This is a genomic window from Enterobacter sp. 198 (genome assembly GCF_009025585.1).
Lineage (GTDB): Bacteria > Pseudomonadota > Gammaproteobacteria > Enterobacterales > Enterobacteriaceae > Enterobacter > Enterobacter ludwigii.
In genome coordinates this window covers 67,093-85,638 of record NZ_WCIM01000024.1, presented here as the reverse complement: position 1 = coordinate 85,638, position 18,546 = coordinate 67,093, and the positions used below count along the sequence as shown (strand labels likewise).

18 protein-coding genes are annotated in these 18,546 nt (G+C 54.4%); 15 read left to right on the top strand and 3 right to left on the bottom strand.

Translation table 11 applies throughout. The features are described from left to right. Positions 1-954, top strand: a complete 954-nt coding sequence (flgL, locus tag F8561_RS16315; protein ID WP_050736632.1) for a flagellar hook-associated protein FlgL — start codon at positions 1-3, stop codon at positions 952-954. 75 nt (positions 955-1,029) lie between these two features. On the opposite strand, the gene F8561_RS16310 is transcribed toward flgL, so the two are convergent. After that, positions 1,030-2,244: an MFS transporter gene (locus F8561_RS16310; RefSeq protein ID WP_025204459.1), complete on the bottom strand. Its 1,215-nt coding sequence runs from the start codon at positions 2,242-2,244 to the stop codon at positions 1,030-1,032. Between the two features lie 19 nt (positions 2,245-2,263). On the opposite strand from F8561_RS16310, the gene F8561_RS16305 reads away from it, so the two are divergent. After that, a complete protein-coding gene (locus tag F8561_RS16305) occupies positions 2,264-3,289 on the top strand; it encodes a LysR family transcriptional regulator (RefSeq protein ID WP_081308084.1) in 1,026 nt (341 codons plus the stop codon). A gap of 40 nt (positions 3,290-3,329) precedes the next feature. Here the strand turns inward: F8561_RS16305 and rne are convergent, their stop codons facing one another. Then, complete coding sequence (gene rne, locus F8561_RS16300) at positions 3,330-6,440, bottom strand: ribonuclease E (RefSeq protein ID WP_151887710.1); 3,111 nt, start codon at positions 6,438-6,440, stop codon at positions 3,330-3,332. A 572-nt stretch (positions 6,441-7,012) separates the two neighbouring features. Here rne and rluC point away from each other — a divergent pair. Next, positions 7,013-7,960, top strand: coding sequence for a 23S rRNA pseudouridine(955/2504/2580) synthase RluC (rluC, locus tag F8561_RS16295; RefSeq protein WP_151887709.1), 948 nt, complete (start codon positions 7,013-7,015; stop codon positions 7,958-7,960). 63 nt (positions 7,961-8,023) lie between these two features. On the opposite strand, the gene F8561_RS16290 is transcribed toward rluC, so the two are convergent. Next, a complete protein-coding gene (locus F8561_RS16290) occupies positions 8,024-8,608 on the bottom strand; it encodes a Maf family protein (protein ID WP_032677877.1) in 585 nt (194 codons plus the stop codon). Positions 8,609-8,748: 140 nt separating this feature from the next. On the opposite strand from F8561_RS16290, the gene yceD reads away from it, so the two are divergent. The 12 genes from yceD (at position 8,749) to holB (ending at position 18,537) form a co-directional block, all read left to right on the top strand. Continuing rightward, positions 8,749-9,270 carry a 23S rRNA accumulation protein YceD gene (gene yceD, locus F8561_RS16285; RefSeq protein WP_014169570.1) on the top strand — a complete coding sequence of 174 codons (522 nt, stop codon included), beginning with the start codon at positions 8,749-8,751 and terminating at the stop codon, positions 9,268-9,270. 16 nt (positions 9,271-9,286) lie between these two features. Continuing rightward, positions 9,287-9,460 carry a 50S ribosomal protein L32 gene (rpmF, locus tag F8561_RS16280; RefSeq protein WP_003857964.1) on the top strand — a complete coding sequence of 58 codons (174 nt, stop codon included), beginning with the start codon at positions 9,287-9,289 and terminating at the stop codon, positions 9,458-9,460. A gap of 80 nt (positions 9,461-9,540) precedes the next feature. Beyond that, positions 9,541-10,575, top strand: coding sequence for a phosphate acyltransferase PlsX (plsX, locus tag F8561_RS16275; RefSeq protein ID WP_014169571.1), 1,035 nt, complete (start codon positions 9,541-9,543; stop codon positions 10,573-10,575). A 6-nt stretch (positions 10,576-10,581) separates the two neighbouring features. Continuing rightward, positions 10,582-11,535: a beta-ketoacyl-ACP synthase III gene (locus tag F8561_RS16270; RefSeq protein ID WP_014169572.1), complete on the top strand. Its 954-nt coding sequence runs from the start codon at positions 10,582-10,584 to the stop codon at positions 11,533-11,535. Between the two features lie 15 nt (positions 11,536-11,550). Then, complete coding sequence (gene fabD / locus F8561_RS16265) at positions 11,551-12,480, top strand: ACP S-malonyltransferase (RefSeq protein ID WP_014169574.1); 930 nt, start codon at positions 11,551-11,553, stop codon at positions 12,478-12,480. 12 nt (positions 12,481-12,492) lie between these two features. Further along, positions 12,493-13,227: a 3-oxoacyl-ACP reductase FabG gene (gene fabG / locus F8561_RS16260; protein ID WP_014169575.1), complete on the top strand. Its 735-nt coding sequence runs from the start codon at positions 12,493-12,495 to the stop codon at positions 13,225-13,227. 154 nt (positions 13,228-13,381) lie between these two features. After that, on the top strand, positions 13,382-13,618 hold the full coding sequence (gene acpP, locus F8561_RS16255) for an acyl carrier protein (RefSeq protein ID WP_003857954.1): 237 nt from the start codon (positions 13,382-13,384) through the stop codon (positions 13,616-13,618). A gap of 89 nt (positions 13,619-13,707) precedes the next feature. Beyond that, positions 13,708-14,949, top strand: a complete 1,242-nt coding sequence (gene fabF / locus F8561_RS16250; protein WP_014169576.1) for a beta-ketoacyl-ACP synthase II — start codon at positions 13,708-13,710, stop codon at positions 14,947-14,949. A 121-nt stretch (positions 14,950-15,070) separates the two neighbouring features. Next, a complete protein-coding gene (pabC, locus tag F8561_RS16245; RefSeq protein ID WP_151887708.1) occupies positions 15,071-15,880 on the top strand; it encodes an aminodeoxychorismate lyase in 810 nt (269 codons plus the stop codon). Between the two features lie 2 nt (positions 15,881-15,882). Beyond that, the gene (gene yceG, locus F8561_RS16240) at positions 15,883-16,905 is read left to right on the top strand and encodes a cell division protein YceG (protein WP_014169578.1); all 1,023 of its coding nucleotides are present in this window, start codon (positions 15,883-15,885) and stop codon (positions 16,903-16,905) included. After that, a complete protein-coding gene (tmk, locus tag F8561_RS16235; RefSeq protein ID WP_040017144.1) occupies positions 16,895-17,536 on the top strand; it encodes a dTMP kinase in 642 nt (213 codons plus the stop codon). The genes yceG and tmk overlap by 11 nt, the downstream gene beginning before the upstream one ends. Beyond that, entirely contained in the window at positions 17,533-18,537 is a 1,005-nt protein-coding gene (holB, locus tag F8561_RS16230) for a DNA polymerase III subunit delta' (RefSeq protein ID WP_047744340.1), read from the top strand. Before tmk ends, holB begins: the two co-directional genes overlap by 4 nt. Positions 18,538-18,546 lie beyond the last annotated feature (9 nt).

The following is an 18,546-nucleotide window of genomic DNA, read 5'->3' as shown; positions in this document are numbered from 1 at the left end:
ATGCGTATTAGCACCCAGATGATGTACGACCAAAACATGCGCGGGATCACCGATTCCCAGAGCAAGTGGTTGAGTTATGGTGAACAAATGTCCACCGGCAAGCGTGTCAATCGTCCGTCGGACGATCCCATCGCGGCGTCGCAGGCTATTGTTCTGTCACAATCACAGTCACAAAATAGCCAGTTTGCGTTGGCGCGTACGTTTGCTACGCAAAAAGTCTCGCTCGAGGATAATGTACTGGCTCAGGTTAACACCGCCTTATCGAGCGTGCGTGAGAAATTAGTTTACGCTGCAAATGGGACATTAAGTGATGATGACCGCCTTTCCCTGGCAACTGATATCCAGGGCGTGCGCGATCAGCTCATGAACCTGGCCAATACAGCCGATGGTAATGGTCGTTTTATCTTTGCAGGATATAAAACAGAAAGTGCACCGTTTGATTCTGCTACCGGGGATTACAAAGGTGGCCTTGAGCCGATCACTCAGCAAGTCGATACGGCACGAAACATGGCAATTAGCCATACTGGGCAGCAAATTTTCGAGAGCATTACGAGTAATGCACAGGAAGTGCCGGGTGGGGGATATGGCGAAACAAATATGTTCAAAATCCTTGATGCCACCGTTGCCTCGCTGAAAACGCCGATTGAGAACGATCCGACAGCTGCAGCTGCGCAAGCTCAGGTGATTGCAAATGCTCAAATTGGTATCAAAAATTCCCAGAACAATATCCTTACTGTTGTTGCTGATGTGGGTACCAAGATGAACGAGCTTGAAAAGCTGGATACACTTGGTGACGATCGTGCACTGGGCCAGACTAAGCAGATGAGCGACCTGGTTGATGTGGACTGGAACGCAGCGATCTCCTCTTACACCATGCAGCAGGCCGCGCTGCAGGCATCTTATAAAGCGTTTAGCGATATGCAGGGCATGTCCCTGTTCCAGCTGAACAGATAACATCTTGACCTCTTGGAACATGTCTTGAAACTGGGCATGTTTTACTGCCCAATCCGTGTGGATTGGGCATTTTTTTTACGCGATTTCTGCCGGTGCGGAGGCGACGCGTGCACTTTCAATCAGACGTATTGCCAGCGCAATGACACCGCATACCGTTGCCAGGGCAACCACGCCCGTCCAGCCAGCCAGCGTGTAGATTTTACTCCCCGCAGCCGAACCCAACGCCATGCCGATAAAGACCACCGTAAAGAGCAGGGCATTAAGACGCCCCCTGGCCTGAGGCTCAAGGCTATAGACCAGATTCTGGTGCGCCACCAGACTGGACTGCAGGCCCAGATCAAACCCGATGGCTGAGACAGCAATCAGAATCAGTTGTCCATGAAGACCCAGCGCGGGCATCAGGAACATCAGGGCAAACGAGACGGTAACCAGTGCTGCGCCAAGCTGCGTGACTTTTCCGGCGCCCAGCTTGTCCGCCAGACCTCCCGCCAGCGGGGCGGCTAAGGCCCCCGCGGCCCCGGCAATACCATAACCACCCGCGACGGCGCTCCCCAGGTGATAGCGCTCCAGCAGCATAACCGCCAGCGTTGACCAGAAGGCGCTAAAGGCAATCGACAGAAAACCCTGTGCCAGTGCTGCACGACGCAGAGCCGGATAACGACGCCACAGATGTTCCATTGAGCGCATCAGGGCGGGATAACTCAGCGTGGAGTGAATGGCAAAACGCGGGAGTACCCGCCACATCACCGCCCCAATGAATGCGATACTTACAGCGGCCAGCTGATACATGACGCGCCAGCCAAAAGCTTCACCCACCACACCGCTGACGGTTCGCGACAGCAAGATGCCCATCAGCAACCCTGTCATCACGGTTCCCACGGTTTTTCCCTGCTTCCCTTCGGGGGCGAGGATAGCCGCTGCGGGAACGATATCCTGTGCCATGGTCGCGGCCATGCCAATCAGCAGGCTTGCCATCAGCAGTGAGTGCTGCTGCCCGGTCAGGCTGCAGCCCAGCAGAAACAGTGCCAGGGCGGCGCTTTTTATCAGGATTAACGTCCTGCGGTCGTGACGATCGCCAAGTGGCAACAGAAAAAGAATACCGAGCGCGTAGCCTGCCTGGGTCAGCGTCGGGACCAGCCCCATCCCTTCAATACTAAGATGAAGGTCGGCGCCTATCAGCGGCAGCAGCGGTTGCGCGTAGTAAATGGATGCGACGCTAAAGCCAGCCCCCAGAGCCAGCATAAAAATCACCCAGCGACTGGCGGCATGGGGAGCAGTTGTTGTGTTCATAAGACGTTCCTCACTCATAATGTGCCGCTATTTTTTATCACTACGCCTTGCGACGGTAGAGGGCCTGGTGGTAAAACGCTTATACGTTTGGCGTATAGCAGGAAAAATGATGAAGCGAGTTGAGCGTATAGACAGGGTGGAACTCATGCGCACATTTGTTCGTATTGTGGAAAGCGGATCGCTATCCGGGGCGGCAAGACTGCTTGCGACGAGCCAGGCCACGGTGAGCCGCCGCCTTCAGTCTCTGGAAACGCTGCTGGGGGTACGGCTTTTATTGCGAACCACCCATGCAACAAAACTTACCGATGACGGCGAGCGCTGCTATCAACATGCCCGGCGGGTCATTGATAGCTGGCTGGCACTGGAAGATGAAATCGGCCAGACGGAGGACGAGCCGGTCGGGGTGTTACGGGTACGTGCACCGCACGCCTTTGGGCAGGATCAGCTCCTGAGACCGTTAACGGAGTTTTTGCAGCGTTATCCTCAGCTGTCGGTGGAGTGGATGCTCAACGATAAGTCGGTGGATTTTCTGAGCGACAATCTGGATTGTGCTATTCGAGTTGGCGCAGAGGTGGATCCGGCAACCGTCTCCGTGCTGCTGGCGGAAGTGCCACGCTGTGTGGTGGCTTCGCCTGCGCTGCTGGACCAGTTTGCGCCGGTTCACACACCGGAGGATCTGCAGGCGCTTCCCTGGATTGCCATCAGCACGTTTTATCAGCGACATGTGGAGTTGTGGGATGATCTTGCGCAGGTAAAACGCATCTCCATTGCGCCGCGGCTAAGCACGGATAGCCTGCATGTTGCGCGCAATACCGCCCTGACAGGATTAGGGGTGGCGATGGTTTCAAGCTGGACGGTCAAGCAGGATATCCAGGAAGGGCGCTTAGTGCATTTGCTTCCACAGTGGCAGCCCGCCGCGCTCCCGGTTCATCTGGTTTATCCGTGGTCGCGTTATTATCCGGCGCGTTTACGCCGTTTTCTGGAGATGATGAAGAGGGTGATGCCGGACATTGCGGGTATGAGAAAGCCGGCACGCGAGCAATAAAAAAGCCGACCCGAAGGTCGGCTTTTTACGCTATGTGTCGTTACTCAACAGACTGCGGACGGGTAGCCGGTGCCGTCGCCTGATGCGTTGCACTGTGGCCACCGGCAGAGCCTTTACCGTCAAAGTTGAACGCAGGGCGGACCCAGTCACTGTGACGCGGCGCTTCCGGCACATATTCCGGCGCTGGTGCGCGAGTCATCGGGGCTGTCGCAACGTGAGCAGGGGCCGGCGCTGTGGTTACCGGCTCGGCTTTCACTTCTGGCTCTTCTGCTTTCGCGGCTTCACGCACCGGTTCGACGTCAATTTCAACGTCCTGAACCACGTCTTCAGTCACGGTTTCAACAACCACGTCCGGGGTCTCTTCTACCGCTGCTGCTGGCTGAACCTCAGCAACAACGTCTTCAGCGACCACGGTGTCTTCTTCAGCAATAAGCTGCGGTGCGGCGTCAACCGGCGCGGCAATCACTTCTGGGTGCGTGGTTTCAACGTCTACTGCATGAGGCGCTTCTGACTCAACGGCCTGTGGCTCAACCACGATAGCGGCTTCATTTACCGCTTCTTCAGTTGCGGCTACCGGGGCAATCACCTCTTCGGTGACAGCCTGTTCTTCCACAACCTGCTCCTGACGAGCAACCGGGTAGCGGATCCAGACTTTACCGGATGCCATTTCAGGAGACGCGCACGCCACGGTTAATGGCATTGGCGACTGTGTCGGGTAACGCTCATCGCGATAACGACGACGACGTTGACCGCTGACGCGCAGGTGACGCGGAGAACGGCGTGAACGACGTGGCATACCCGCGTTATCACGGCCTTCACCGTTATCGTCTTGCTCAGCGTTGTTTTCGACGACGGCAGGCAGATCCACTTTCGCCAGTTGAGTGCCTGGTGCAGTGTCACTTGCTTCTGCAGGGACGATGACGGTCTCTTCCACCGGCAGGGCACCTACACGCACTTTCTGTGACAGCTGACGCTGCTTACGACGCGGCATAACCTGAGTACGTTCTTCCTGCTCGCTTTCCTGTTGTTCAACAGGCTCTTCGCGGTTCAGGTTTTTGACTTCCTGCTGCGCCTGGCGCTTCTCGTCGTTACGACGACGGCTACGCTCACGGCGTGGCTGCTGCTCGTCGCGCTGTTTGCTCTTCTCAGACTCATCGCCCGCCTGCTGGCGAATTTCACGATCTTCAACATTCTGCGGTTGCTTCTCGCGACGGTTGCGACGGTTGTCTTCGCGTTGCTCACGACCCTCATTATTGTCCGAACGGTTGTCACGGCGTTCGTTACGGTCATTACGATCGTTACGGTCACGGCGGTTGTTCTGACGTTTACGACGGTCCTGCTGACGTTCAGGTTTCGCTTCTTTCGGTGCTTCTTTCGGTTGCTCAGGCTGCTGGACTTCTTCGCCTGCAAACATCTTCTTCAGCGCACCGAAGAGGCGGCTCAGCAGACCCGGTTGTTCTGGCTGGGCTTTGACCGCAACGGCTTCTGGTTTTTGCGCAACCGGTTTGGTCACAGGTTTTTCCAGCGCCGTTTCTGGCGGAGCTTCAGGCATGATGAAGGTCGCTAAGGCTGGCTGCTCTGGCAGTTTGCGCTCGGCAGGTTCTTCATCGGAAGGCAGCGCCATCTCTTCTTCATGCAGCTTAGGCAGCAGATAGCTGAGCGTGCTGGTCTCTTCACCCTTACGGACACGCAGCACGTGGTAGTGCGGAGTTTCCATCTGATCGTTAGGCACGATGATGCAGCGAACATCGCCCTGGCGTGATTCAATTGCGCTGACGGCTGCACGTTTTTCGTTCAGCAGGTAGGACGCAATTGGCACGGGAACAATGGCATGAACCTCTTTGGTGTTCTCTTTCAGCGCTTCTTCTTCAATCAGACGCAGAATAGAGAGGGACAGAGATTCGTTATCACGAACGGTACCAGTACCGGAGCAGCGCGGACAGACGTGATGGCTGGATTCACCGAGTGAAGGGCTCAGACGCTGACGGGACATCTCCAGCAAGCCGAAGCGTGAGATATGGCTAATCTGGATACGAGCACGATCCTGACGTACCGCTTCGCGCAGACGGTTTTCAACCGCACGCTGGTGGCGAACCGGGGTCATGTCGATAAAGTCGATAACAATCAGACCACCCAGGTCACGCAGGCGGAGCTGGCGGGCGATTTCATCAGCGGCTTCAAGGTTGGTGTTGAAGGCGGTCTCTTCGATATCACCGCCGCGCGTAGCACGTGCGGAGTTGATGTCGATGGCGGTCAGTGCTTCGGTCGTATCAATAACGATAGAACCACCGGATGGCAGACGCACTTCACGCTGGAAAGCGGATTCAATCTGCGATTCGATCTGATAATGGCTGAACAGCGGGATTTCACCGGTGTACAGTTTAATTTTGCTGGTGAAATCCGGACGACCCAGCGCAGCAATGTGCTGGCGCGCCAGCTCAAGCACTTTCGGGTTATCGATCAGAATCTCACCGATGTCCTGACGCAGGTAGTCACGGAAGGCACGCACAATCACGTTGCTTTCCTGGTGAATCAGGAACGGCGCTGCGCGGCTTTCTGCTGCTTTCTGGATTGCTTCCCAGTGCTTCAGACGGAAGCTTAAGTCCCACTGCAGCGCTTCGGCAGATTTGCCGACGCCTGCGGTACGCACGATAAGCCCCATGCCGTCAGGCAGCTCAAGACTTGCCAGCGCTTCTTTCAGCTCGGTACGGTCATCACCTTCAATGCGGCGAGAGATACCACCGGCACGCGGGTTGTTTGGCATCAGAACCAGATAACTTCCCGCAAGACTGATAAAGGTGGTCAGTGCGGCACCTTTGTTGCCACGCTCTTCTTTATCAATCTGAACAATGACTTCCTGACCTTCACGCAGCACATCTTTGATGTTTGGGCGGCCATGGGAGTTATAGTTTGCAGGGAAATATTCGCGGGCGATTTCTTTCAGAGGGAGGAAACCGTGACGCTCAGCACCGTAATCGACAAATGCAGCTTCAAGGCTTGGTTCAATGCGGGTGATTTTACCTTTGTAAATGTTCGCTTTTTTCTGTTCGTGTCCAGGACTTTCGATATCCAGATCGTACAGGCGCTGCCCATCCACAAGGGCGACACGCAACTCTTCTTGCTGAGTTGCGTTGATTAACATTCTTTTCATCGTAACTTACTCGTTATTCTTACATTGACGACAAAGCTGCGGGCAAGGTGACGCTTTCCGGGGTATGAACCGATGGCCTCGTGTCTATTCACGTCGCCAACCTCACGGTTGTCGCTCGCTTAAGAGGCGCAGAGTGTCGGTTGCCTGTATTTCATACGGAAACACAGCGCAATTATCAGGGGAATTGCCTGGGTAGAACTCTCCAGAGAACAATCCTTATACCGGGAAGTACTGCAACCCGCAGCCCGCTAACTGCCTGAAAGATCAATACGTCTTACGCCATTGCTGCGTGGATGATCGGTCAGACAAAATTGGTCATTCCGTCGAGATCCTTACTTAACCAGGATTTAACACGGAAAACGAGTTCATTATTCCACTGCTCGCCGGGTTATAGCAAGATGACTTTTACCAATTATCACCCGGTTACTCACAGTTTCTTCACTTCAAGGTGGTGATTGGTTTAATAACCACCAAATCGATTGCGTGAAACAGGGGACAGGCCGGATAAAAGTAAATATAAGCATAGAAAAATGAGTGGCGCTAATGGCTGACGATATTTAGAATCGCCAACCATGAAAACAGAGACTCCAGCCGTAAAAATGGTTGCCATCGCGGAAGACGACGCGGGGCAACGTATCGATAACTTTTTGCGCACCCAACTCAAAGGCGTGCCAAAGAGCATGATTTACCGCATCCTGCGCAAGGGTGAAGTGCGGGTTAACAAAAAACGCGTAAAGCCTGAGTACAAACTCGAAGCCGGTGATGAAGTGCGTATCCCACCGGTCCGTGTTGAGGAACGCGAAGAAGAGGTCGTTTCACCCAGGTTGCAGAAAGTGGCCGCCCTGAGTGACGTTATCCTTTATGAGGATGATTATATCCTGGTGCTGAATAAACCGTCAGGTACCGCTGTCCATGGCGGGAGTGGTCTCAGCTTTGGCGTGATTGAAGGCCTGCGTGCGCTGCGCCCTGAAGCCCGTTTCCTTGAACTGGTTCACCGTCTCGATCGCGATACCTCCGGCGTGTTGCTGGTCGCAAAAAAACGTTCTGCCCTGCGTTCCCTGCATGAGCAGCTGCGTGAAAAAGGGATGCAGAAGGATTATCTGGCGCTGGTTCGCGGCCACTGGCAGTCCCACGTTAAGGCAGTGCAGGCACCTTTGCTGAAGAATATTTTGCAAAGCGGTGAGCGCATTGTACGTGTGAATCAGGAAGGGAAGCCGTCTGAGACGCGTTTCAAAGTGGAAGAGCGCTATGCGTTCGCCACGCTGGTGCGCTGCAGCCCGGTAACCGGCCGTACCCACCAGATCCGCGTACATACGCAGTATGCCGGTCATCCGATCGCATTTGATGACCGCTATGGCGACAGGGAGTTTGATAAGCAACTGGCGGGCACCGGGTTGTCACGCCTGTTCCTGCATGCGGCGGCACTGACGTTCACTCACCCGAATACCGGCGAAACAATTCGCATTGAAGCCCCCCTTGATGAGCAGTTAAAACGCTGCCTGAAGGTGCTGCGCGGCTGATTTGGCTGGCACTTACCGACCTGAGGTCTCTCAGGCCGGTGAGTGATGCATCAATCGTAATACTCACATCTTCAGCGGATTACACTCCTCGCGTCTGAGCATCTGGCACAATGCTATCAACGGCAACCCAACCAGCGTGTTTGGGTCACGTCCGTCCAGCTTGTCGAACAGGGCAATCCCCAGACCTTCACTTTTGAAGCTTCCGGCGCAATTGAGCGGTCGCTCCCGACGCACATAGTCGGCGATTTCCTGCTCACTAAGATGGCGAAAATGGACGTCGAAAGGTTCGCATTCGGTTTGCAGGTGACCCGAGGCGGAGTTGTAGAGTGCCAGACCCGTATAAAAGGTGACGATATTGCCCCGCGCTTGCATAAGCTGCTGACAGGCATTCGCTTCAGTGTGCGGCTTTCCGGTGATAACACCGTCCAGCACACAAACCTGATCGGAGCCTATAATCAAATGCGAAGGGTAGCGTGCGGCAAGTGATTGCGCTTTCTCCTTCGCAAGACGGGTGACCAGGTGACGCGGTGATTCGCCCGGCTGCGGCGTCTCGTCAACTTCCGGCGCCGCGCATTCAAACGGGATCCCGAGCTTTTCCAGCAACATTCGGCGGTAGGGTGAGGTGGAGGCAAGAACGAGATTTGGCATATTTTTATCACCAGATATAGCGTATCGATGCCAGCCATTTTAAACTACAGGCCGCAATGTGTGCGAATAATTGGCAAAAGGCAGCTGTGGTTGCCTTTTTCTTTGACTATATGACGTTACAAAGTTAATATGCGCGCCCTATGCAAAAGGTAAAATTACCCCTGACTCTTGATCCGGTTCGCACGGCTCAAAAACGCCTCGATTACGAAGGTATTTATACTTCCGATCAGGCTGAGCGTGTCGCCGAATCCGTAGTCAGTGTGGACAGTGATGTAGAATGCTCCATGTCGTTCGCTATCGATAACCAGCGTCTCGCCGTTTTAACCGGTGATGCAAAGGTGACGGTAACCCTCGAATGTCAGCGTTGCGGGAAACCGTTTGTACAGCATGTTCACACAACGTATTGTTTCAGTCCGGTCCGTTCTGACGAACAGGCTGAAGCACTCCCGGAAGCGTATGAACCGATTGAAGTTAATGAATTCGGTGAAATCGATCTTCTGGCTCTGGTTGAAGATGAAATCATCCTCTCCTTGCCAGTCGTTCCGGTGCATGAATCTGAACACTGTGAAGTGTCCGAGGCGGACATGGTCTTTGGGGAACTGCCTGATGAAGCGCAAAAACCAAACCCATTTGCCGTATTAGCCAGCTTAAAGCGTAAGTAATTGAGGAGTAAGGTCCATGGCCGTACAACAGAATAAACCAACCCGTTCCAAACGTGGCATGCGTCGTTCCCATGACGCGCTGACTGCAGTTACCAGCCTGTCTGTAGACAAGACTTCTGGTGAGAAACACCTGCGTCACCACATCACCGCTGACGGTTTCTACCGCGGCCGCAAGGTTATCACTAAGTAATCACGCGTCAGCGTGATTAGGCTTAGTGAGGATTTCCCCGTGCAAACGGGGAATTTACCGAACCAGGCTGTGACGATACCTTGACACGTCTAACCCTGGCGTTAGATGTCATGGGAGGGGATTTTGGCCCTTCCGTGACAGTGCCTGCAGCTTTGCAGGCACTGAATTCTAATTCGCAACTCACACTTCTTTTAGTCGGCAATCCCGACACAATCACGCCATTACTTGCAAAAGCTGACTTCGAACAACGTTCACGTCTGCAGATTATTCCTGCGCAGTCAGTTATTGCCAGTGATGCACGTCCATCGCAGGCGATTCGCAATAGCCGGGGCAGTTCTATGCGAATGGCGCTGGAGCTGGTGAAGGAAGGACGCGCGGAGGCTTGCGTCAGTGCGGGAAATACCGGCGCGCTGATGGGGCTGTCGAAATTGTTGCTCAAACCTATTGAAGGTATTGAGCGTCCGGCGCTGGTGACGGTATTACCGCATCAGCAGAAGGGCAAGACCGTGGTGCTCGATTTGGGTGCTAACGTCGATTGTGATAGTACAATGCTGGCTCAGTTTGCCGTGATGGGGTCGGTGCTGGCAGAAGAAGTGGTCGGGATAAACAATCCCCGTGTTGCGTTATTGAACATCGGTGAAGAAGAGACCAAAGGCCTGGACAGCATTCGCGAAGCTGCCGAATTGCTCAAACAGGTTCCCTCCATCAACTATATTGGTTATCTCGAAGCCAATGAGTTGCTGACGGGGAAAACGGATGTTCTGGTGTGTGATGGCTTCACCGGAAACGTAACGTTGAAGACCATGGAAGGGGTCGTGCGAATGTTTCTCTCACTGCTTAAATCGCAGGGAGAAGGCAAAAAAAGCGCCTGGTGGTTGATTTTATTAAAGCGTTGGTTACAAAAAAGCCTGACGCGGCGATTCAGTCACCTCAACCCCGACCAGTATAATGGCGCCTGTCTGTTAGGATTGCGCGGCATCGTGATTAAGAGTCATGGTGCCGCCAATCAGCGAGCATTTACTGTCGCCATTGAACAGGCAGTGCAGGCGGTGCAGCGACAAGTCCCTCAGCGGATTGCCGCTCGCCTGGAATCTGTATTAGCTAAAAGTGACTGAGCGTACATGTATACGAAGATTTTAGGTACCGGCAGCTACCTGCCAAAACACGTGCGTACCAACGCCGATCTTGAAAAAATGGTAGATACGTCTGACGAGTGGATTGTCACGCGCACAGGTATCCGTGAACGTCGTATTGCCGCGCCAGACGAAACCGTTTCGACCATGGGTTACGAAGCCGCGCAGCGTGCTATCGAAATGGCGGGCATCGATAAAGATCAGATTGGCTTGATCGTGGTTGCCACGACCTCTGCCACGCATGCCTTCCCAAGCGCAGCGTGCCAGGTGCAAAACATGCTCGGCATTAAAGGCTGCCCGGCATTTGACGTTGCCGCAGCGTGCGCAGGGTTCACCTATGCGCTGAGCGTTGCCGATCAGTATGTTAAATCCGGTGCCGTGAAATATGCGCTGGTCATCGGTGCTGACGTGCTGGCACGTACCTGCGATCCAACCGATCGCGGGACGATCATTATTTTTGGTGATGGTGCGGGCGCGGTACTGCTCGGTCAGTCCGAAGAGCCGGGCATCATCTCTACGCATCTGCATGCCGATGGCAGCTACGGCGAATTACTGACCCTGCCTAACGCCGATCGCGTTAATCCGGATAACGCTATTTACCTGACGATGGCGGGTAATGAGGTGTTCAAGGTGGCGGTGACTGAGCTTGCGCACATTGTCGATGAAACGCTGGAAGCGAATAACCTTGACCGCTCCGCACTCGACTGGCTGGTGCCGCATCAGGCGAACCTGCGCATCATCAGCGCGACCGCTAAAAAGCTGGGCATGTCGATGGATAACGTTGTGGTGACGCTGGATCGTCACGGCAATACCTCTGCGGCGTCAGTACCGTGCGCATTTGATGAAGCGGTACGTGACGGACGAATCAAACGGGGCCAGTTGGTCTTGCTTGAAGCCTTTGGTGGCGGGTTCACCTGGGGTTCCGCGCTGGTTCGTTTCTAGTATAAGGATTAAATAATGACGCAATTTGCTTTTGTGTTCCCGGGCCAGGGTTCTCAGGCCGTTGGGATGTTGTCTGAAATGGCAGCAAAGTATCCGGTTATCGAAGAGACTTTCCGTGAAGCTTCCGCTGCGCTGGGTTATGATTTGTGGGCGCTGACCCAACAGGGGCCAGCCGAAGAGCTGAACAAAACCTGGCAGACTCAGCCAGCGCTGTTGACGGCGTCCGTTGCGCTGTGGCGTGTCTGGCAGCAGCAGGGCGGTAAAGCGCCAGCGCTGCTCGCGGGCCATAGCCTGGGTGAATACTCTGCGCTGGTGTGTGCCGGTGTTATCGCGTTTGCTGACGCGGTGCGTCTGGTTGAACTGCGCGGTAAGTTCATGCAGGAAGCAGTACCTGAAGGCACCGGTGGCATGTCTGCTATCATCGGCCTCGATGATGCTGCGATTGCAAAAGCGTGTGAAGAATCCGCTGAAGGTCAGGTGGTGTCTCCCGTTAACTTCAACTCGCCAGGCCAGGTGGTTATCGCCGGTCATAAAGACGCGGTTGAACGTGCTGGTGCAGCCTGTAAAGCTGCAGGGGCGAAGCGCGCTCTGCCGCTGCCCGTCAGCGTACCGTCCCACTGCGCACTGATGAAACCTGCTGCCGATAAACTGGCCGTTGAGCTTGAAAAAATTACTTTTAACACACCGACAATTTCCGTTGTGAACAACGTCGATGTGAAATGCGAAACCTCGCCGGACGCTATCCGTGATGCGCTGGTTCGCCAGCTCTACAGCCCGGTACAGTGGACCAAAACCGTTGAGTTTATGGCCTCTCAGGGCGTTGAGCATCTGTATGAAGTCGGCCCAGGTAAAGTCCTCACCGGTCTGACAAAACGTATTGTTGACACCCTGACTGCTTCGGCAATTAACGAGCCGGACGCGATGTCAGCGGCACTCTCGCAATAAAAGAGGAATACCATGAGTTTTGAAGGAAAAATTGCCCTGGTCACTGGCGCAAGCCGCGGTATCGGGCGTGCAATTGCTGAAACACTGGTTGCGCGCGGCGCGAAAGTGATTGGTACAGCAACCAGCGAGAATGGCGCTAAGGCCATCAGCGAGTATCTGGGTGCGAACGGTAAAGGTCTGGTTCTGAATGTGACCGAACCTGCATCTATCGAATCTGTTCTGGAAAATATTCGCGCAGAATTTGGCGAAGTGGATATTCTGGTAAATAATGCCGGGATCACTCGTGATAACCTGTTAATGCGAATGAAAGACGACGAGTGGAACGATATCATCGAAACCAACCTGTCATCTGTATTCCGTCTGTCAAAAGCGGTAATGCGCGCTATGATGAAAAAGCGTCATGGTCGTATTATCACTGTCGGTTCTGTGGTTGGTACCATGGGAAATGCTGGTCAGGCTAACTACGCTGCGGCGAAAGCAGGTCTGATCGGTTTCAGTAAGTCGCTGGCACGTGAGGTTGCGTCCCGCGGTATTACTGTAAACGTTGTTGCTCCGGGCTTTATTGAAACGGACATGACGCGTGCGCTAACTGATGAGCAGCGTGCGGGTACGCTGGCAGCTGTTCCAGCGGGCCGCTTAGGCGACCCTAAAGAAATTGCCAGCGCGGTTGCATTTTTAGCCTCTGACGAAGCGGGTTACATCACTGGTGAGACCCTCCACGTCAACGGCGGGATGTACATGGTTTAATCACGATGAAAAATATTTGCGTTATTAGGGCGAATGGCCTCAAAATAACGTAAAATCGTGGTAAGAACTGCCGGGATTTAGTTGCAAATTTTTCAACATTTTATACACTACGAAAACCATCGCGAAAGCGAGTTTTGATAGGAAATTTAAGAGTATGAGCACTATCGAAGAACGCGTTAAGAAAATTATCGGCGAACAGCTGGGCGTTAAGCAGGAAGAAGTTGTGAACTCCGCTTCCTTCGTTGAAGACCTGGGCGCAGATTCTCTTGACACCGTTGAGCTGGTAATGGCTCTGGAAGAAGAGTTTGATACTGAGATTCCGGACGAAGAAGCTGAGAAGATCACCACCGTTCAGGCTGCCATTGATTACATCAACGGTCACCAGGCGTAAGTGAACATCTCCAGGCGGTCATTCGACCGCCTGAGTTTTATCTTTTTTGTCCCACGAATCCCTTTTTTATCCCTCCCTGGAGGACAAACGTGTCTAAGCGTCGTGTAGTTGTGACCGGACTTGGCATGTTGTCTCCTGTCGGCAATACCGTAGAGTCCACCTGGAAAGCTCTCCTTGCCGGTCAGAGCGGCATCAGCCTAATCGACCATTTCGATACTAGCGCCTATGCAACGAAATTTGCTGGCTTAGTAAAGGATTTTAACTGTGAAGAGATCATCTCGCGCAAAGAACAGCGCAAGATGGATGCCTTCATTCAATATGGAATTGTCGCTGGCGTTCAGGCCATGCAGGATTCTGGCCTTGAAATTACGGAAGAGAACGCAACCCGTATCGGTGCCGCTATCGGTTCCGGGATTGGCGGTCTGGGTCTGATCGAGGAAAACCATACATCTCTGATGAATGGCGGCCCGCGAAAAATCAGCCCGTTCTTCGTTCCGTCCACGATTGTTAATATGGTGGCAGGTCATCTGACCATCATGTTCGGCCTGCGTGGGCCAAGCATTTCTATCGCTACCGCATGTACCTCTGGCGTGCATAACATCGGCCAGGCCGCGCGCATGATTGCGTACGGCGATGCAGATGCTATGGTTGCGGGCGGTGCGGAAAAAGCCAGTACTCCGCTGGGAGTGGGTGGCTTTGGTGCAGCGCGTGCGCTGTCTACCCGCAACGATAACCCGCAGGCGGCAAGCCGTCCGTGGGACAAAGACCGTGACGGTTTCGTGCTGGGTGACGGTGCGGGTATGATCGTACTTGAAGAGTACGAACATGCTAAAAAACGTGGCGCGAAGATTTATGCTGAAGTTGTCGGCTTCGGGATGAGCAGCGATGCATACCACATGACGTCACCACCAGAAAATGGTGCGGGCGCCGCGCAGGCAATGGCCAACGCGATTCGCGACGCGGGTCTTACCCCGGAGCACATTGGTTACGTTAACGCGCACGGTACTTCTACGCCTGCAGGCGATAAAGCAGAAGCTCAGGCTGTTAAGTCTATCTTCGGCGAATACGCCAGCCGCGTGCTGGTGAGCTCCACGAAATCCATGACCGGTCACCTGTTGGGTGCGGCGGGTGCAGTAGAGTCTATCTACTCTATCCTTGCGCTGCGCGATCAGGCTGTTCCGCCAACCATCAACCTGGATAATCCGGATGAAGGTTGTGACCTGGACTTCGTTCCTCACGAAGCGCGTCAGGTAAGTGGTATGGAGTACACCCTGTGTAACTCCTTCGGCTTTGGTGGTACTAACGGTTCACTGATCTTCAAAAAGATCTGAGCCTGACTGCATCATGGCGATTAAAAAAGGTCCGCTTGTCGGGCCTTTTTTATTAAGCCTAATCTTCTTGTCGGCTGCATGGCATCCTGCCAGACTAAATGCCCACGCATAAGGAGCCACCATGTTTTTAATCAATGGCCTTGAGCAAAACACGCTGCCTGCTGGTGACAGGGCAACTCAGTTTGGTGATGGCTGCTTTACGACAGCGCGCATTCTCGACGGCAATGTCTGCCTGCTCGAGGCGCACCTTCGTCGTCTTCAGCAGGGTTGTGAAGCCTTGATGATCCCCTTCACGCACTGGGACACATTGCGTCAGGAGATGTGCCAGCTGGCGGCCGGGAAGCAAAGCGGTGTTCTGAAGGTGATTATCAGCCGCGGCAGCGGTGGCCGGGGATACAGCGGTACAGCTTGCCAGCACCCAACGCGGATCCTTTCGGTGTCTGCCTGTCCTGCTCATTATCTGCGCTGGCGTGAAGAGGGCGTTACGCTAACGCTCAGCCCGGTACGTCTGGGGCGAAACCCTATGCTTGCCGGTATAAAACACCTCAACCGCCTTGAACAGGTACTGATTCGCACTCATCTTGAACAGACGGACGCTGATGAGGCGCTGGTTCTTGACAGCGAAGGGTTTATTACGGAATGCTGTGCGGCTAATTTACTCTGGCGGCAGGGGAACGATGTTTTTACGCCGTCGCTTGAGCAGGCCGGCGTCAACGGGATTATGCGTCAGTTTTGTTTGCAGCAGCTGGCACACTCTGGCTTTCGCGTTGTCGAAGTGAGCGCGCGAGAAGAGGCGCTGCACCAGGCTGATGAAATTATCATCTGTAATGCGCTGATGCCGGTTGTACCCGTCCGCGCGTATGGTCAATACAGCTTGTCCTCGCGCGAGCTGTTTCAGTTTTTAGCCCCGATATGTGAGCAAACCCGATAGTCATGAAGAAAATGTTGCGCTTTGTCCTCCTCCTTATCGTTGCGCTGGGTGTTGCCGGCGGAGCGGGAGTGTGGAAAGTTCGTCAGCTGGCGAACAGTAAGATCCTGATTAAAGACGAGACGATTTTTACCCTGAAAGCGGGGACGGGCCGCCTGGCGCTTGGCGAACAGCTTTATGGCGACAAGATCATTAACCGTCCGCGCGTGTTTCAGTGGCTGTTACGTATCGAGCCTGAACTGTCTCATTTCAAAGCCGGTACCTATCGCTTTACGCCGGGGATGACCGTCAAAGAGATGCTGCAGCTGCTGGAAAGCGGTAAAGAAGCGCAGTTCCCGCTGCGTTTTGTTGAGGGGATGCGCCTGAGCGATTATCTCGAGCAGCTGCGCGATGCTCCGTACATTAAGCATACCCTGAAAGATGACCGCTATCAGACGGTGGCCGAGGTACTGAAATTTGAACACCCTGAGTGGGTGGAAGGCTGGTTCTGGCCAGACACCTGGATGTACACCGCAGGCACGACCGATGTGGCTATCCTCAAGCGGGCGCATAAAAAGATGGTTGCAGCCGTCGATTCCGCCTGGGAAGGGCGCATGGACGGTCTGCCATACAAAGATCAAAACCAGTTTGTCACGATGGCCTCAATTATTGAGAAAGAGACGGCCGTCGCCGCCGAACGCGATCAGGTGGCATCGGTCTTCATTAACCGTCTGCGTATCGGCATGCGTCTGCAAACGGACCCCACCGTCATCTACGGAATGGGCGAGAGTTATACCGGTAAGATTTCAAGAAAAGATCTGGAGACGCCAACGGCGTATAATACCTACGTGATTAGCGGTCTGCCGCCGGGCCCGATTGCCACGCCGAGCGAGGCTTCCCTGCGTGCGGCTGCGCATCCTGCTAAAACACCGTATCTCTATTTTGTGGCTGATGGAAAAGGGGGGCATACCTTTAACACCAACCTTGCCAGCCATAATCGCTCCGTTCAGGACTATCTGAAGGCACTTAAGGAAAAAAATGCGCAGTAAATACATTGTCATTGAGGGACTCGAAGGGGCGGGTAAAACCACGGCCCGCAACGTGGTGGTGGATACGCTCAAATCGCTTGGCGTTGCGGACATGGTATTTACCCGCGAGCCCGGCGGTACGCAACTGGCCGAAAAGCTGCGAAGCCTGGTGCTGGATATCAAATCCGTTGGTGACGAGGTCATCACAGATAAAGCCGAAGTATTGATGTTCTACGCGGCACGCGTGCAGCTGGTGGAGACGGTCATTAAACCGGCCCTGGCTAATGGTAAGTGGGTAATTGGCGATCGTCATGACCTGTCGACCCAGGCTTATCAGGGCGGTGGGCGTGGTATTGACCAGACGATGCTGGCCACGCTGCGCGATGCGGTGCTGGGTGATTTTCGCCCTGACCTGACGCTCTATCTGGATGTGACGCCGGAAGTGGGTCTCAAGCGCGCCCGTGCTCGCGGTGAGCTGGACCGCATTGAGCAGGAGTCTTTTGATTTCTTTAACCGTACCCGCGCGCGCTATCTGGAACTGGCGGATCAGGATGGCAGTATTCGCACCATTGATGCGACGCTATCCCTGGAAGAGGTCACCCGCGCTATTCAGAAGACGGTTACGCAGTGGCTACAGGAGCAACAGGCATGAAATGGTACCCATGGTTGCGCCCGCATTTTGAAAAGCTGATCGAAAGCTATCAGGCTGGTCGGGGGCATCATGCGTTACTGATTCAGGCACTGCCGGGAATGGGGGATGATGCATTGATTTACGCCATCACCCGCTTCCTGATGTGTCAGCAGCCGGAAGGCCATAAAAGCTGTGGTAAATGCCGTGGCTGCCAGTTAATGCAGGCGGGCACGCACCCTGACTATTACACGCTCGAGCCCGAGAAGGGCAAAAGCGCGCTCGGTATTGATGCCGTGCGTGAAGTCAGTGAAAAATTGTACGAACATGCGCGGCTCAGCGGCGCAAAAGTCGTCTGGCTCAAAGACGCAGCACAGCTTACCGAGGCGGCGGCGAATGCGCTGCTTAAAACGCTGGAAGAACCGCCGGAGAAAACGTGGTTCCTTCTCTCCTGTCGTGACCCGGGGCGTTTGCTGGCAACGCTGCGCAGCCGTTGTCGTCTTCATCACCTCGCGGTGCCTCAGGAATCATGGGCGCTGAGCTGGCTTGAACGAGAGGTGACAACGTCACAGGAAGGGGCGCTCTCTGCGTTGCGCCTGAGCAGCGGTGCGCCCGCGGCGGCGCTGGCATTACTGCAGCCAGAGGTCTGGTCACAGCGAGACGCGCTCTGCCGGGCCGTTGAGTCTTCCATCACCAGCCGCGACTGGCTAAGTTTATTGCCTGTGCTTAACGGCGAGCAGGCCGCGGAACGTCTGCACTGGCTGGCCTCCTTACTTCTGGATGCGCTCAAACTCCAGCAAGGGGCAACGCTACTGACCAACCCGGACGTCTGGCCGCTGGTTAACACGCTGGCGAACAGCCTGTCAGGCGCATCATTACACGCTATCCTTCACGATATCTGTCAGAGTCGTGAACAACTTTTAACAGTGACCGGTCTTAATCGCGAGCTTTTACTGACCGACCAGTTGCTGCGTATCGAACATTACCTGCAACCAGGCGTGACACCGCCTGTTTCCCATCTCTGAGAGAGACAT

Coding starts and splice junctions, on each gene's coding strand:
- rluC (WP_151887709.1), top strand. CDS start 7,013: ATGAAAACAGAGACTCCAGCCGTAAAAATGGTTGCCATCGCGGAAGAC.
- rpmF (WP_003857964.1), top strand. CDS start 9,287: ATGGCCGTACAACAGAATAAACCAACCCGTTCCAAACGTGGCATGCGT.
- F8561_RS16290 (WP_032677877.1), bottom strand. CDS start 8,608: ATGCCAAATCTCGTTCTTGCCTCCACCTCACCCTACCGCCGAATGTTG.
- tmk (WP_040017144.1), top strand. CDS start 16,895: ATGCGCAGTAAATACATTGTCATTGAGGGACTCGAAGGGGCGGGTAAA.
- F8561_RS16305 (WP_081308084.1), top strand. CDS start 2,264: ATGTGCCGCTATTTTTTATCACTACGCCTTGCGACGGTAGAGGGCCTG.
- acpP (WP_003857954.1), top strand. CDS start 13,382: ATGAGCACTATCGAAGAACGCGTTAAGAAAATTATCGGCGAACAGCTG.
- fabG (WP_014169575.1), top strand. CDS start 12,493: ATGAGTTTTGAAGGAAAAATTGCCCTGGTCACTGGCGCAAGCCGCGGT.
- holB (WP_047744340.1), top strand. CDS start 17,533: ATGAAATGGTACCCATGGTTGCGCCCGCATTTTGAAAAGCTGATCGAA.
- yceD (WP_014169570.1), top strand. CDS start 8,749: ATGCAAAAGGTAAAATTACCCCTGACTCTTGATCCGGTTCGCACGGCT.
- yceG (WP_014169578.1), top strand. CDS start 15,883: ATGAAGAAAATGTTGCGCTTTGTCCTCCTCCTTATCGTTGCGCTGGGT.
- F8561_RS16310 (WP_025204459.1), bottom strand. CDS start 2,244: ATGAACACAACAACTGCTCCCCATGCCGCCAGTCGCTGGGTGATTTTT.
- pabC (WP_151887708.1), top strand. CDS start 15,071: ATGTTTTTAATCAATGGCCTTGAGCAAAACACGCTGCCTGCTGGTGAC.
- flgL (WP_050736632.1), top strand. CDS start 1: ATGCGTATTAGCACCCAGATGATGTACGACCAAAACATGCGCGGGATC.
- F8561_RS16270 (WP_014169572.1), top strand. CDS start 10,582: ATGTATACGAAGATTTTAGGTACCGGCAGCTACCTGCCAAAACACGTG.
- rne (WP_151887710.1), bottom strand. CDS start 6,440: ATGAAAAGAATGTTAATCAACGCAACTCAGCAAGAAGAGTTGCGTGTC.
- fabD (WP_014169574.1), top strand. CDS start 11,551: ATGACGCAATTTGCTTTTGTGTTCCCGGGCCAGGGTTCTCAGGCCGTT.